The 14,420-nt window shown below is 64.1% G+C and carries 15 protein-coding genes; 11 read left to right on the top strand and 4 right to left on the bottom strand.

What is annotated here, in order from left to right; genetic code table 11:
• Positions 1-85: 85 nt before the first annotated feature.
• Positions 86-439: a cupin domain-containing protein gene (locus AB5K84_RS18455; RefSeq protein ID WP_110116449.1), complete on the top strand. Its 354-nt coding sequence runs from the start codon at positions 86-88 to the stop codon at positions 437-439.
• A gap of 23 nt (positions 440-462) precedes the next feature.
• On the opposite strand, the gene AB5K84_RS18450 is transcribed toward AB5K84_RS18455, so the two are convergent.
• Both AB5K84_RS18450 and AB5K84_RS18445 read right to left on the bottom strand, forming a co-directional pair.
• Positions 463-975 carry a hypothetical protein gene (locus AB5K84_RS18450; RefSeq protein ID WP_162603612.1) on the bottom strand — a complete coding sequence of 171 codons (513 nt, stop codon included), beginning with the start codon at positions 973-975 and terminating at the stop codon, positions 463-465.
• A 207-nt stretch (positions 976-1,182) separates the two neighbouring features.
• Positions 1,183-2,334, bottom strand: a complete 1,152-nt coding sequence (locus tag AB5K84_RS18445; protein WP_028175838.1) for a zinc-binding dehydrogenase — start codon at positions 2,332-2,334, stop codon at positions 1,183-1,185.
• Positions 2,335-2,720: 386 nt separating this feature from the next.
• Between AB5K84_RS18445 and AB5K84_RS18440 the strand changes: the two genes are divergently transcribed.
• The 3 genes from AB5K84_RS18440 to AB5K84_RS18430 all read left to right on the top strand — a co-directional run bounded on the left by AB5K84_RS18440 (position 2,721) and on the right by AB5K84_RS18430 (position 5,703).
• Complete coding sequence (locus AB5K84_RS18440) at positions 2,721-3,962, top strand: MFS transporter (protein ID WP_257787578.1); 1,242 nt, start codon at positions 2,721-2,723, stop codon at positions 3,960-3,962.
• A gap of 175 nt (positions 3,963-4,137) precedes the next feature.
• On the top strand, positions 4,138-4,749 hold the full coding sequence (locus tag AB5K84_RS18435) for a PilZ domain-containing protein (protein WP_028176079.1): 612 nt from the start codon (positions 4,138-4,140) through the stop codon (positions 4,747-4,749).
• Positions 4,750-5,079: 330 nt separating this feature from the next.
• Positions 5,080-5,703: a transglutaminase-like cysteine peptidase gene (locus AB5K84_RS18430; protein ID WP_028176078.1), complete on the top strand. Its 624-nt coding sequence runs from the start codon at positions 5,080-5,082 to the stop codon at positions 5,701-5,703.
• Positions 5,704-5,824: 121 nt separating this feature from the next.
• On the opposite strand, the gene AB5K84_RS18425 is transcribed toward AB5K84_RS18430, so the two are convergent.
• On the bottom strand, positions 5,825-7,129 hold the full coding sequence (locus AB5K84_RS18425; RefSeq protein ID WP_246790687.1) for a metal-dependent hydrolase family protein: 1,305 nt from the start codon (positions 7,127-7,129) through the stop codon (positions 5,825-5,827).
• A gap of 449 nt (positions 7,130-7,578) precedes the next feature.
• Between AB5K84_RS18425 and AB5K84_RS18420 the strand changes: the two genes are divergently transcribed.
• Positions 7,579-7,788: a hypothetical protein gene (locus tag AB5K84_RS18420; protein WP_028175399.1), complete on the top strand. Its 210-nt coding sequence runs from the start codon at positions 7,579-7,581 to the stop codon at positions 7,786-7,788.
• A 17-nt stretch (positions 7,789-7,805) separates the two neighbouring features.
• On the opposite strand, the gene AB5K84_RS18415 is transcribed toward AB5K84_RS18420, so the two are convergent.
• Positions 7,806-8,513, bottom strand: coding sequence for a GntR family transcriptional regulator (locus AB5K84_RS18415; protein ID WP_011088320.1), 708 nt, complete (start codon positions 8,511-8,513; stop codon positions 7,806-7,808).
• Between the two features lie 270 nt (positions 8,514-8,783).
• On the opposite strand from AB5K84_RS18415, the gene AB5K84_RS18410 reads away from it, so the two are divergent.
• The 6 genes from AB5K84_RS18410 (at position 8,784) to AB5K84_RS18385 (ending at position 14,355) form a co-directional block, all read left to right on the top strand.
• Positions 8,784-9,770 carry an ABC transporter ATP-binding protein gene (locus AB5K84_RS18410; RefSeq protein ID WP_060908080.1) on the top strand — a complete coding sequence of 329 codons (987 nt, stop codon included), beginning with the start codon at positions 8,784-8,786 and terminating at the stop codon, positions 9,768-9,770.
• Between the two features lie 42 nt (positions 9,771-9,812).
• Positions 9,813-11,102 (top strand): ABC transporter substrate-binding protein, encoded by a 1,290-nt coding sequence (locus AB5K84_RS18405; protein WP_028175401.1) that lies wholly within the window; start codon positions 9,813-9,815, stop codon positions 11,100-11,102.
• Positions 11,103-11,105: 3 nt separating this feature from the next.
• The gene (locus AB5K84_RS18400) at positions 11,106-12,065 is read left to right on the top strand and encodes an ABC transporter permease (RefSeq protein ID WP_110116453.1); all 960 of its coding nucleotides are present in this window, start codon (positions 11,106-11,108) and stop codon (positions 12,063-12,065) included.
• A gap of 2 nt (positions 12,066-12,067) precedes the next feature.
• Positions 12,068-12,946 carry an ABC transporter permease gene (locus AB5K84_RS18395; RefSeq protein WP_011088324.1) on the top strand — a complete coding sequence of 293 codons (879 nt, stop codon included), beginning with the start codon at positions 12,068-12,070 and terminating at the stop codon, positions 12,944-12,946.
• Between the two features lie 4 nt (positions 12,947-12,950).
• Positions 12,951-13,682 carry an aspartate/glutamate racemase family protein gene (locus tag AB5K84_RS18390; protein ID WP_110116454.1) on the top strand — a complete coding sequence of 244 codons (732 nt, stop codon included), beginning with the start codon at positions 12,951-12,953 and terminating at the stop codon, positions 13,680-13,682.
• A gap of 178 nt (positions 13,683-13,860) precedes the next feature.
• Positions 13,861-14,355, top strand: coding sequence for a hypothetical protein (locus AB5K84_RS18385; RefSeq protein ID WP_441232554.1), 495 nt, complete (start codon positions 13,861-13,863; stop codon positions 14,353-14,355).
• Positions 14,356-14,420 lie beyond the last annotated feature (65 nt).

Raw genomic sequence — 14,420 nt, 5'->3', positions numbered from 1 at the left:
GATCACGCGATTGACCGGATGCAAGTCTTGTCGCGCCCGCCACTTGATCCCAAATCGTGCCTCACGAGAGAGCAACGGGTGAAACATGACCGACAGCATATCGCTTGCCGACAAGCTCGCGACCTTTGGGGATTATTGGTCTCCGCGCACGATTACGACCTTCAACGATTGCGACGTGATGGTGGTGAAGGTGAAGGGCGAATTCACCTGGCACAAGCACGACGACACCGACGATTTCTTTCTCGTCTTGAAGGGCAATCTGGACATCGAATTGCAGGATCGCACGGTGACGCTCGGTCCGGGTGAGCTCTACGTCGTGCCCAAAGGTGTCGAGCATCGCCCGGTGGCGCGCGAGGAGGTTCACCTGATGCTGATCGAGCCGACCGGCACGCCGAACACGGGCGACAAGGCAACCGCCGCGGCGCGCAAACTCGCGTAGCGAGCAACGCGCCTGGCGCGACCTTAATCCCTGGAGGTCGCCAGTTTGCTGAAGCTGCCGACCAGCTTGGCTCTTGCGCGCGCAACGATGTTCTTGGCCGCGCGGGCCAGGGCTCGGATGGCGCGCCAGGCTTCGGTCGCCTGCAGCCACGCCTTCGCCGCGGCGTATTTTCCGTACGTCCAGGCAAAAGCGGGAATTCGCATCAGCTTGTCGCGCGTGAGATGAAACAGGCGCTCGACCAGCACCAGCTTGAGCAATTCGCCGACAATGAAAGTCACGGCACCGCTCAGGACCTGACCGGTTGCGGCGAGGTACGCAGCAACCGGCTTGACCGGCTCCAGAAGAACGACGGGCACGGAGAACAAGGCGAGCGACGGATAAGGCGGCAGCGATTTGATCCAGGCGCGCAATCGCCTGAATTCGAAATGCCGCCCGATCCAGCGCCCAATCGGCCTCGCCACGGCCATGAAGACCGCATCCACCAGGAAGTAGATCGCAGCCAGGATGTAAGTGACAGGTTTCAGGATTTGCTTCACGGCACCTCTCCCGCGAAGTGAAAGTCGGAACTTGGGCCTAAGTTTCACCTCTGCGTGGATAGTTCGGGGATATCGGATGGAACTTTTGGGGCATCGCTCCTGCTCAGATCTCCGCGTAGCCTCCAATAGATTGCCGTCTGGGTCGCGGAAGCAGGAAATCCCCGCCAAGGCCCGGGATATCGCTTCGCTCATCCGAGCTACAGATCTTCACTCCACCAGTTCCGGCCACGGCACGATCGTCGACTTCACCGTCTTCATCGCCATCGCATCCCTCACCGCCTGCGCGACGCCCTCTTCCGTGAACGGGTAAATCGTCTGCATCTTCAGCCAGGGGTATTTGCCCGCCGTGCGGTAGAGCATGTCCACGCCGAGCGGCAGGTCGTTGCCGGTAAAGCCCCAGGAGCCGAGCACGTTGAGGTCCTTGGTGCAGATGCGATGCCATGAGGTCTCGATCGAGCCGGCATCGGTGAACTGGCCCATCTCGACATAGGTGCCGCCGTCGCGCAGCATCTCGATGCCTTCGGGGCCGGCGGTCGGATGGCCCGAGCAGTCCATCACGAGATCGGCGCCGAAGCCGCCGACGATCTCGCGCACGTGCGCGATGCGCTCTTGCGGTGACTTCAGCTCGTCGATATTCACCGTCGCCTCCGCGCCGAACTCACGCGCGAGCTTGAGCCGCGGCTCCTCCGGCGCGCCGACGCAGATCACCCGCCCTGCCCCCATCTCTTTTGCGGCCGCGACTGCGAGAATGCCGATCGGGCCGGAGCCCTGGATCACCACCGTGTCGCCCCAGGAAAAACCGCCGGCACGGCTGGCGCGGTTGAAGGCGCGGATGCAGGAAGTCAGCGGCTCCGACAGCGCGCCCAGCCGCAACGACATGTCGTCGGGCAGCTTGTAAATCTTGGTGCCCGGCAGCATGTCGAGGTCGACATAGACATATTCGGCCCAGCCGCCCCACATGTGCGGCGCCTTGTCGAAGCCGAGATAGCGGCCGTAATAGACCGGCGTCAGGCACTTGTTGGCGGTCTGCGGATAATGGATGCAGTAATAGCAGCGGCCGCACGGCATCAGCGGCGGGATCATCACCTTCGAGCCGACGGTCAACGGCTTGCTCATGAAGTCTTCGGTGAACTCGTCGCCGCATTCGACGATGATTCCACCGAGCTCATGGCCCAGCGTGAACGGCCAGGGCAGCGGCTTCGGCCAGTGTCCCTTGAGGATGTGCAGGTCGGTGCCGCAGACCCCGCAGGCGCCGATCTTGATCAGCGCAGCCTTGCGGCCGACCTTCGGCCACGGCACGGTGCGGATCACAGGCTCCGAGCCCGGTCCTGCGTGGGTGCAGACGCGGATGTGCTCCATGGTGTGTCCTCGATGCCCGTCTGTTATGATTGATTGGCGCGGGCTGAGGCAAAGCGTATGTGAGATGCGCAGTCGTGCCAAGCGCAAGTCTCGCAGCCCGCATGAGCAAAGCGACACGCGGGAGCAGCGGACCCGGATTTCGCCGCGCTCCATCCAGGCTACAGCGCCTGCCTGCCACAAGCTCAACCGTCATCCCCGCGCAACCGCAAAGCGGTTGTCGCTGGAGGTGCGAGCCTTGCGACGCGTCTGCGTCGCAAGGAGAAGCCTCGAAGGATGACGGTGGTGCTTGTGGCCGCAGTGCATGGCTGATCTCCAAGCACACCCAAGTGTCTTGAGCGGTCGGCGCCGACCGTGTAGGGACGACTTAAGTCCCACCCAGGTGCCCCTTGAACCCCCTTCCCCAAAATCCCGTGGTCGCGTCCGGTTCGTTCGCGGCGATGAAGTCCGTGCCTTATCGTCTCCAGTTCATCGCCTACGTGCTGGCGATGATGGCCGACAATATCGAGCACGTGATCAGCTACTGGGTGGTGTTCCAGAAATTCCATTCGCCGACGCTGGGAGGCTTTGCCGTGCTGTCGCACTGGCTGCCGTTCCTGTTGTTCTCCGTCGCCGTCGGCGGGCTCGCCGACCGGTTCGATCCGCGCCGCATCATCCAGTGCGGCATGCTGCTGTTCATCGTGGCATCGAGCGGCTGGGGCTTCTTCTTCATCACCGACAGCATCCAGATGTGGCACGCGATGCTGCTGCTGGTGATCCACGGCTGCGCCGGCGTGTTGTGGCAGACGCCGAACCAGCTGCTGCTCTACGACCTCGTCGGCCCGGCCGATCTTCCGAGCGCGGTGCGGCTGAACGCGATGGCGCGCTATCTCGGCATTTTGGTGGGCCCGGCGGTCGGCGGCGTCATCATGCTGACGCTCGGCACCTCGCACGGCATCATCTTCAACACGCTGTTCTACCTGCCGATGCTGATCTGGCTGTTCTGGGCGCCGGTCCGCGACAAGAGCGTCGCGGTACGGCGCTTCGCCGTGCGCGGTCTCGCCGACATCGTGCTGACGATGCGCGCCATCGGCACCCAGCCGGTGTTGACGGCGATGACGTGGCTCGCCGGCCTCACCTCCTTCATGATCGGCAACGCCTATCACGCCCAGATGCCGGGCTTTGCCGGCGATCTCGGCCATGGCGATCCCGGCGTGTCCTACAGCGTGCTGCTCGCGGCCGACGCCGCCGGCGCGCTGCTCGCCGGCATCGCGCTGGAATCCTGGGGGCGGTTGAAGGGCACGCCGCGCACCGCGATCATGCTGGCGATGCTGTGGAGCGCCGCGCTGCTCGGCTTCGCCGCGGTGCGGATCTATCCCATCGCGATCGTGCTGCTGTTCTTTGCGGGGTTCTTCGAACTGTCCTTCAACACCATGGCGCAGGCGCTGGTGCAGCTGAACGCGCCGCCCGACATCCGCGGCCGCGTCGTCGGCCTTTATAATATGGCCGGGCTCGGGATGCGGGCCTTCAGCGGCATCACCGTCGGGCTGTTCGGCGCGGCGATCGGCATTCACTGGTCGCTCGGCCTCTCGGCCGCGGTGCTGCTGGCGCTGCTGCTGTGGCTGTATCGGCGGGGGGCAAGGCAGGCCTGACCGGCCGCCCTCGACCCCGGTCGCGCTGACGGTGGCCGGCCTGCCCGCCCCTGATGAGGCTTTTCGCGCGTATTGCGTGCGTCCAACATCGCTGCACCCGATCCTAACGCGGCATTAACCCTATGCACCTTAGGGTCGTCCCGGACTCCGCCAGGCGGGGGGTCGGGTTGTGAAAATGGCGTTGGCGAACAAAAAATTTCTTCCGGCCGCCGAGGAACGTCGGCGTTTCCAGCGGGTCAAGGTGCACCTGCTCGGCCGCTACATGCTGCCGGACCGCCGGGAATTCCCTTGCCAGGTGATCAACATGTCGCCGGGCGGCCTCGCTTTGCTCGCCCCCGGCATCGGCAATGTCGGCGACCGCGTGGTCGCCTATCTCGACCATATCGGCCGCGTCGAGGGCAAGATCACCCGTATCATCGACAATGGCTTCGCCATGACGATCGGGGCGACGCCCAGGAAGCGCGACAAGCTCGCCGCCCAGCTCACCTGGCTCGCCAACCGCGACATCCTCAACCTGCCGGAGGATCGCCGCCACGACCGTATCGTGCCGCGCAACCCGATCGCGGTGCTGACGCTCGAGGACGGCACCAAGATGACCTGCCGTATCATCGACCTGTCGCTGTCGGGCGCGGCCATCGCCGCCGAGAACCGCCCGCCACTGAAATCGATCGTGCTGCTCGGCCGGGTCCAGGGCCGCGTGGTCCGGAACCTCGAAGACGGCTTCGCGCTGGAGTTCATGCACGAGCAGCCGATCGAGACACTCGAAGAGAGCGTTACCGCGCGGTAAAGCGAAAGCGCGCCAAAACCACTGATTTTCCAGCCTCAAAGGCGGCCTCCGCGATGCGGACGCCGCCTTTTTCGTGCGCGGGGACGGGTCTGCGCGGGTTAACGCGGGACCCCTTTGCGCCTCGGAACGGCCGTTCCGCCAGCGTTTCCGCGTTAATCGATAAAACTTGAATCAATTGCAGTCATTTCAAATTTTATTCGAATTCGATTCAAGTATAGATCGAATTCGCCGCTTGTTTTACTTGCATTCGTCTCGACTTGACTTGGCTGACTTAGCGGCAACGCAAAAGCTCCGTGCGAAATGTGGTCCCAACAAGAAACGGGGGCCGCAATGTTTGATTTCAGGGGACAGGGGAAGAGGCTGGCGATCGCCGCCATGCTCTTCGGAATCAGCGCGACAGTGCAGGCCGGTGAGAACCGTCTGCTCTACGCGAGCCTCGGCGACACCACGCGTGCGCCGATCGGCTGGGTCGAGTTCTGTGCGGACAATGCCGCTCAGTGCCAGGGCGGGCCGACGCAGCCGCGCGACATCGTGATGTCGCAGACCGCATGGCGCGACCTCGTCAAGGTCAATCGCTGGGTCAACGAGACCGTCAAGCCTTTGACCGACCAGGAGCACTGGGGCGTGATCGAGAAGTGGTCGCTGCCATCGGACGGTTACGGCGACTGTGAAGACTACGTGCTGTTGAAGCGCAAGATGCTGATGGATGCCGGCTGGCCTCGCGAGGCGCTGCTCATCACCGTCGTGCGCGACAAGAAGGGCGAAGGGCACGCGGTGCTGACGGTGAAGACCGACAAGGGCGAGTTCGTTCTCGACAATCAGAACGAGAACGTCGTTGCCTGGACGGAGACCGGCTACCGCTTCGTCAAGCGCCAGTCGCAGAGCGATCCCAATGTCTGGGTCTCGCTCGGCGATACCCGGCCGGCGGTCTCCACCGCCAGCGCCAGGGACTAGCAGTCAGGAACAAGCGAGTTACGCGACCCGGTCACATCCCCACCCCTCCCCGTCCCAGACCGGTTCGCGCGCGGCCAGCCATCCCCCAATGGCTGGCCGCAACTTTTTTGGGAAACAGTTTTCAGCGCGGAACGATATTCTTGTAGACCTTGCCGCCCTTCATGATCACGACGAAATTCTTCGCGGGATCTTCAACGAGGGTGATGTTGTCGAGCGGATTGCCGTCGACCAGCAGGAGATCGGCGAGCGCGCCCTCCTCGACCACGCCGAGCTTGCCGGGATAGGGATTTCGCGGACCCGACAGGCTCAGCAATTCGGCATTGGCCGACGTCGCCATGGCCAGCGCTTCGGCCGGCGTGTACCAGCGCGTCAGTGCGGCCAGCATCGAGCCCTGTCTGTCCGCCAATGCCTTCGAGAACAGGACGTCGGTGCCGAACGCGGTCTTGATGCCGTACTTTTTCGCCAGCGCATAGACGCGGTCGGTGCCGGTGACCACCTGCCGCATCTTGTCCTGCTCCGCAGGTCCGAGCGCGGCAGCCATGGACATATCCAGGAACGGCTGGGTGCTGAGCCAGATGCCCTTCTCCGCGATCAGCTTCGCGCTCGCCTCGTCCATGAGATGACCGTGCTCGATGCATCTCACGCCGGCTGCGATCGAGCGCTGGATCGCGACCGGCGTATAGGCGTGCGTGGCGACATAGGTGCCCCAATTGTCGGCGGCTTCGACCGCCGCGCGCAGCTCGGGCTCGGTGAAGGTGGAGACGTCGAGCGGACTGAAGGGCGACGCGACGCCGCCGCCCGCCGTGAGCTTGACCTGCGAGGCGCCCTGCATGAGCTGCTCGCGCGCGCGAACACGCACCTCGTCGGGACTGTCGGCGACCATGCTGCCGCCGACCTGCTCCATGCGGCTGAGCATGCCGCCGATGGTTCGCGGCAGATCGGAGAGCTGCCGGAAGTCGCCATGGCCGCTGGTGATGGTGATGATGGCACCGGAGGGATAGATGCGCGGACCGGCGACGAGGTCCTCGTCGATCGCCCGCTTGAGGCCGAAACTGGGCCCGCCCATGTCGCGCACCGTGGTGAAGCCGCGCATCAGCGTCGCGGTCGCCTCGCTCGCGGCGAGCAGATTGTTGTAGCCGACGTCGCCGAGGGCCGCGGCCGGCGTCGGACGGACCAGCATCGCGTGCCAATGCGCGTCGATCAGCCCCGGCATCAGCACCCGGCCGCCGCCGTCGATTGCCTGGGCGTCAGCCGTGATGTTCGCGGTCGATATCTTCTCGATCTTCGTGTTCCTGACGAGAACATTGGACGCGGCGGAGAGCGCACCGCTCTTTCCGTCGAATATCCGGACGTTGCGGAACAGAACGGCGGAGTCCTGTTGGGCCCGCGTTTGCGACCAGAGACAGAGGCTCGTTCCAACCGACATGAGCAGTGCGGCGACTCTGAAGAGTCCGGCCGGCGTGGTCAAATCCCGCATATCCAATCTCCACGCAGATACGCCGCTGCGCAGTTCTGGCCGCAAGTTGCCGGAGCGAAAATCAGCCAGCCGCGCGGTGTGCGATGTTATCTGCGGATTGATGCCCGCAAACCGCATCGAGTCAATTTGCAACCACAGGAGATTATGCAAATCAGCCATACGACGCGATGAGCGACCTGCCCGGCGTTAGGCTCTACAGACAATGGGTAAGCGCGACTGCCGCACATGCGTCGAACTCAAATCAAAACGCGAATATCCGACCAGGCGCGTGATCAACGACAGATTGCAACGTCTTCGCTCAGGAGTACGATCCTGCGCGATCTACGCGACTGCGGGCACTTGGCAGGGGGATTTTTGGCAGAGGGGATTTTGCAGCATCTCAAATGACGAGGCGTAACATGGTGACACAAACGAGTGACGGACACGTCCTGCTGGTCAAGAAGCTCGGCGGACTCTTCGCAATCATCATCGGATGCCTGCTGACCGCGGTCGGCGTGACCTTTGAATCCAGCGGCACGACATTCGTCGGCGTCCTCTTCCTGGTGCTTGGCGCTGGTTTGCTCGTGCTGAAGATCGTCAGGCGAAACGAAGGATCTTCGCTGCCATAGAAGACCGTGCGGCTCGCTTAGGTGCCCAGCACATCCGCGAGCCGCGTCTCGTCGGCGGCGGGATCCTTCAGGAACAGCTCGGCTTCGATCTCGTTCAGATGCGACAGCATCTGCGCGCGGGCAGCCTGCTTGTCGCGCTTGCGGATCGCCGCGACGATCCCGGCGTGGTGATCGGTGCCGCAGGCCGGCGTGTCGTGGCGGCGATAGAGCAGGATGATCAGCGAGGAGCGCGCGATTAGCTCCTTGAGGAAGCCGAGATAGATGCTGTGGCCACTCATCTCGGCGACGAGCTTGTGAAATTCGCCGGAGAGGCGGACCGAGGCGCGCGCGTCGCCGCGCAGTTCCGCCTCGCGCTCTTCAGTGAGATGTCGGCCGAGGCGCTCGAGCCATGCCGGCGACGCCGCCTCACACGCGTGGTCGACGATGGTGGGCTCGATCAGGCGGCGCGCCTCGAACACTTCGCGCGCGTCGGCGGGCGTCGGGCGCGCGACGAAGGCGCCGCGGTTCTTCTCGATGTTGACGATGCCCTCATGCGCGAGCTGCTGGAGCGCGGTGCGGACCAGCGTGCGGCTCGCGCCGTAGATCTCGCCGATCTCGTCCTCGCCGAGCTTCGTGCCCGGCAGCAGACGATGCTCGAGGATCGCCGCGGTCACGCCCTCCCTGATCCGGCTGACGCGATCGCTCGCGTCTGGCGCATCGGATTTCTGGCGGGTCTTGGCGGCCATCGGTTCGAGGGGCTTGGGTTTGAGGGCTCGATCGGCGACGTTCGGCCCCGCATGGTAGTCGACCAGCTGTATCCAATCACAGGCGAAACTTTATACAATCCGAGCACATTTTGTGTGCATATTACTGCCGACCCGGCGAGCCGCGCCGCTGCGCCGGATTCGATCTAACGACCTGACTCCACTGCACAGTTTTGGAATTCGGCAGTCTCCGGGCGGTTGGCACGGACCTTGCGGAGAAAGCCGGAGCATCGCCCTCCCAGCGGACACGCCATGGCCACTCCTGCCGCTCTCGAACTGGTCGCCGTCACCAAGCGCTACGACACGACGCTGGCGGTCGACGACGTCAACCTCAAGATCCCGGCCGGCACCTATTGCTGCCTGCTCGGCCCCTCCGGCTGCGGCAAGACCTCGACCCTGCGCATGATCGCAGGCCATGAGGCGGTCAGCGGGGGTGATATCATCCTTGGTGCGCAGAACGTCACCGATCTCGAGCCCGCCAAGCGCGGCACCGCGATGATGTTCCAGTCCTACGCGCTGTTTCCGCATCTGACCGTGCTCGACAACGTGGCATTCGCCCTGAAAATGCGCGGGATCGACCGGGCGACGCGGCACAAGCGTGCCGGCGAACTGCTCGAGCTGGTGGCCATGACCCCCTATGCGGCCCGGCTGCCGGCGCAACTCTCCGGCGGCCAGCAGCAGCGTGTCGCGCTCGCCCGCGCGCTGATCACCGAGCCGCAGATCCTGTTGCTCGACGAGCCGCTCTCCGCGCTCGATCCGTTCCTGCGGGTGAAGATGCGCGGCGAGCTGAAGCGGCTGCAGCGCGAGCTCGGCATCAGCTTCATTCAGGTCACCCACGGCCAGGAAGAGGCGATGGCGCTCGCCGACCACATCGTGGTGATGAACCACGGCAAGATCGAGCAGCAGGGCACCGCCCGCGACATCTTCCACCATCCCCGCACCGAATTCGTGGCGCGCTTCATCGGCGGCCACAACGTCCTCAGCGACGCCGGCAACCTCATCGCCGTGCGCGCCGATCAGCTCGGCATCGTGCCGTTCGCCGACGGTGCGTACGGCGCGCCGGCGCTGCTGACCCAGACCGAGTACCAGGGCTCCTACATCGCCGTCTCGCTCACGCTCGACGACGGCACCGCCCTGTTCTCCCACCTCCCCGAGGCTGCCTTCGACGTTCACCCGTTCCGACCGGGCGATCGCGTGCTGGCCACCTGGGATCCCGCCAAGGCGCAGCGCCTGCAATAGCGCCGATCGATCACTGGAATGCGCAACAGAGGAGTGACTGATATGACCGAGACCACCAGGACAAAGGGCGTCAGCCGCCGCACGCTGCTCAAGGGCACCGCGGGTCTCGCCGGCCTTGCCGCCGGCTCCGGCGCCATCACCGGCTTTCCCTATGTGAAGTCGGCCGATGCGAAAGTGCTGCGCTATCTCGGCACCGCCGTGAACGAGGGTGACGACATCTCCAAGCAGTGCCTGAAAGACACCGGCATCAAGATCGAATACATCACCGCGACCACCGACGACGTCACCAAGCGCGTGATGACCCAGCCGAACTCCTTCGACGTGCTGGACACCGAATATTTCTCGCTGAAGAAGCTGGTGCCGTCCGGCAACATCCTTGCCCTCGACGCCAGGAAGATCAAGGAGTTCGACAACATCACGCCGGTCTTCACCAAGGGCCAGACGCCCGGCGGCAAGAAGATCGGCAACCAGGGCACCGCGCCCTGGAAGGTGCTCTATCTCGAAGGCAAGGACTCCAAGAAGTTCGCCACCTCGGCGACCGAGTTCGTCACGCTGATCCCCACCGTCTACAACGCCGACACGCTCGGCATCCGTCCCGACCTGATCAAGCGGCCGATCAGCTCCTGGTCCGAGCTGCTCAATCCCGAATTCAAGGGCAAGGCGTCGATCCTCAACATCCCCTCGATCGGCATCATGGACGCCGCGATGGTCGTCGAAGCCACCGGCAAGTACAAATATGCCGACAAGGGCAACATGACCAAGGAAGAGATCGATCTCACCATGAAGGTGATGACCGAGGCCAAGAAGGCCGGTCAGTTCCGCGCCTTCTGGAAGGACTTCAACGAGAGCGTCAATTTGATGGCCTCGGGTGAAACCGTGATCCAGTCAATGTGGTCGCCGGCAGTCACGAAGGTGCGCTCGATGGGCATCCCCTGCACCTTCCAGCCGCTCAAGGAGGGCTATCGCTCCTGGGCCTCGGGCTTCTGCGTCTCCAAGGGCGTGTCGGGTGCGAAGCTCGAATGGGCCTACGAGTTCGTGAACTGGTTCCTGTCCGGCTATGCCGGCGCCTATCTCAACCGCCAGGGCTACTACTCCGCCGTGCTCTCCACCGCGAAGGCGCATATGGAGCCCTACGAATGGGCCTACTGGATGGAAGGCAAGCCGGCCGAGAAGGACATCAAGGCGCCCGACGGCTCGCTGCTGGAGAAGGCCGGCGCGGTGCGCGACGGCGGCTCCTACGAGGACCGCATGGGCGGCGTCGCCTGCTGGAACGCGGTGATGGACGAGAACGACTACATGGTCCGCAAGTGGAACGAGTTCATCGCGGCGTAATTGATGGACACGTCAGAGGACATCCTGCAACAGGCGTCCCCGGGATTGATCCCGGGGTCGGGCACAGCGCGCGCCGCGAAAGTGACGCGCCTGTCGCCGTCCTTCATCTCCTGGCTCCAGGCCGGGCCGATGATGCTGGTGTTCCTCGCCTTCTTCCTGATCCCGCTGGTATTCGTCGTCATCGTCTCGTTCTGGGACTACAACGAATACCAGTTGCTGCCGGCCTTCTCGGGCCGCGGCTACACCGACACGTTCGAAGGCTGCATCGCGCAGCTCCCCGATCTCTGCACGATCGGCAAGACCTATCTGATGACGCTGAAGCTGTGCTTCCTGGTCTGGGCCATCACGCTGTTCATCGGCTTCTGGGTCGCCTACTTCCTCGCCTTCCACGTCAAGTCCAAGACCTGGCAGATGGGATTGTCGCTGCTCTGCACGATCCCGTTCTGGACCTCCAACGTGATCCGCATGATCGCGTGGATTCCGCTGCTCGGCCGCAACGGCCTCGTCAATTCCGGCCTCGTCAAGACAGGTCTAATCAACCAGCCGCTGGAATGGCTGCTGTTCTCCGAGTTCTCGGTCGTGCTGGCACTGGTGCACCTCTTCACCTTCTTCATGGTGGTTCCGATCTTCAATTCGATGGTGCGCATCGACAAGTCGCTGATCGAGGCCGCCTATGACGCCGGCGCCACCGGCTTCCAGACGCTCGTGAACGTCGTCATTCCGCTCGCCAAGCCCGGCATCGTGATCGGCTCGATCTTCGTCATCACCATCGTGATGGGCGATTTCATCACCATCGGCGTGATGGGCGGCCAGCAGATTGCGGCGGCCGGGAAGATCATCGAGACGCGGGTGAACGCACTGCAGTTCCCCGCGGCAGCGGCCAACGCCGTCATCCTGCTCGCGATCACCTTCCTGATCATCACCATGATGTCGCGCATCGTCGACATCAAGAAGGAGCTCTGAGCATGAAGGAAGGACGCCCGCGCTCTTTCTACGTGCTCGCGATCTTCTTCGCGGCCTATGTGCTGTTTCTCTACGGCCCGATGATCGCGATCTACGTGCTGTCGTTCCAGGGGCCGCAGGGCGGCCTCACCTTCCCGATGAACGGGGTGTCGACCTTCTGGATCGCGAAATTATTCCAGGGCACCGGCATCGTCGATCTCGGCGCGGCTTTCCGCCGCTCACTGCTGCTCGGTCTCATCGTGATGATCGTCACCGTCGTGCTGTCCGTCGCAGCCGGTATGGCCTTCCGCCGCAGGTTCAAGGCGCAAAGCATCCTGTTCTACTCGGCGATCGCGAGCCTCATCGTTCCCTCGATCATCACCTCGCTCGGCATCTCGCTTGAATTCCGCATCATCGACGATCTGATCAAGGCGCATTGGAACGAGAATTTCGAGACCTCGATGGGCCTGCTCACCTCCGGGCTCGGCGCGCATCTGACCTGGACGCTGCCGTTCGGGCTTCTCATCATGTTCGCGATCTTCAACCGCTTCGACCCCAGGCTCGAGGAAGCCGCGCGCGATCTCGGTGCGACGCCGTGGCAGGCGTTCCGTCATGTCGTGCTGCCGATCATCCTGCCCTCCGTGATCGGCATTGGCCTGTTCGGCTTCACGCTGTCCTGGGACGAGCTCGCGCGCTCCAGCCAGGCGATCGGGGCGGTGAACACTCTGCCGCTCGATCTCCAGGGCCTCACCACCACCGTGACGAACCCCGACATCTACGCGCTCGGCACCGTGATCTCCGCCGTCTCGTTCACGGTGATCACGCTTGCGCTCGGCACCATCCACGTGCTGAACAAGCGGCAGGCGGCCAAGGGCTCGGACGCCGGCAAGGGGCTGGTCTGATCTGATGCGACTTCACGTCGTCAATCCTAACACCACCGCGTCGATGACGGCGAAGATCGCCGCTGCGGCGCGCAGCGTCGCCCTGCCCGGCACCGAGATCGACGCGCGCCAGCCGACGATGGGCCCGGTCTCGATCGAGGGCTTTTACGACGAGGCCTTCGCCGTGCCCGGCATGCTCGGCTGCATCCGCGAGGCCGACCGAGACGGCGCGGACGCGCACATCATCGCCTGTTTCGACGACACCGGCCTCGACGCGGCACGCGCGGTGGCGAAGGCGCCGGTGATCGGCATCGGCGAAGCGGGCTTTCACATGGCGAGCCTGATCGCGGCGCGCTTTGCCGTGGTGACGACGCTCGGTGTCTCCATCGTGCCGATCGAGCACAATCTGACGAAGTACGGTCTCGCCGGGCGCTGCGCCCGCGTCCGCGCCGCCGAGGTGCCGGTGCTCGCGCTCGAAGAGCGCAACGCCGATGCGCTCGCAAAGATCTCCGCGGAGATCACGGCCGCGATCCGCGACGACCGTGCGGAGGCTGTCGTGCTCGGCTGCGCCGGCATGGCGGATCTCGCCGCTGAGCTCGCCGCTACGCACGGCCTGCCCGTGGTCGACGGCGTCGCCGCCGCCGTGACGTTGGCGGAAGCGCTGGTGCGACTCGGCCTGAAGACGTCCCGGCTCGGGCCCTACGCTGCGCCACGATTGAAGACCTATTCCGGGCCGTTTTCGCCGTTTCAGCCCTGATCGCTGCTTCCGGCGGGGGCCTTGGGAGGTCTCAAGGCCAGAAGATCGCTGGTTTTTCGCCCTCAGCCTCTTTTTGGTCCCATTTGTTGCCGAACTGTTACGTTTTCGGGACATCCCGGCGGCCCTTTGGCTGCCGGTCTTCGCCACTCACCAAGTTTCAATTTGGGTTTTGTCAGCGATGATCGATCTCGCACAGGACACACCGTCCAACACCCTGCTTCGCCTCGGCGCCCAGCCCATCGCGCTGACCGCCGCCGCCCTTCTCCTGTTGATCGCCGGTGTGACTTCGATCGCGATCTGGCGCGCCTATACCGGCGCTGCGCCGGAGGCCGACAGGGTGGTTGCGTCACGGCAGCTCCAGGCCCGCACCGCCCAGGCCTCCGAGCAGCTGGTCGAGAAGACCAAGGGGCTGGAGGCAACCCAGCAGGAATCGATCGACCAGCTCCAGGTCGTGCAGGACCAGCTCCAGACCGTGAAGCGGCTGCTCGCAGCTCAACAGGCCGATACCAAGCGCCTGTCGGAGCAGGTGGCGACCCTGAACGAGTCCATCGACGGCCTGCGCCAGTCCTTTGCCAGCGCCCGCGCCACCGAGGCCGAAACGCCGTCGGTTACCCGCAGGAAACCGGCACGCCACCGCGTCCATGCCAGCGCGCGCAAGCGCTCGCGCGGTTGAGCGGATCACGGTCTGCGGGTTTAATTTTCTCCATTTGTGAACTGGATCACATTTGCCCGTATGAT

This window comes from Bradyrhizobium sp. 1200_D9_N1_1, assembly GCF_052075915.1.
Lineage (GTDB): Bacteria > Pseudomonadota > Alphaproteobacteria > Rhizobiales > Xanthobacteraceae > Bradyrhizobium > Bradyrhizobium diazoefficiens.
This window is presented reverse-complemented; position numbering and strand designations above follow the sequence as displayed.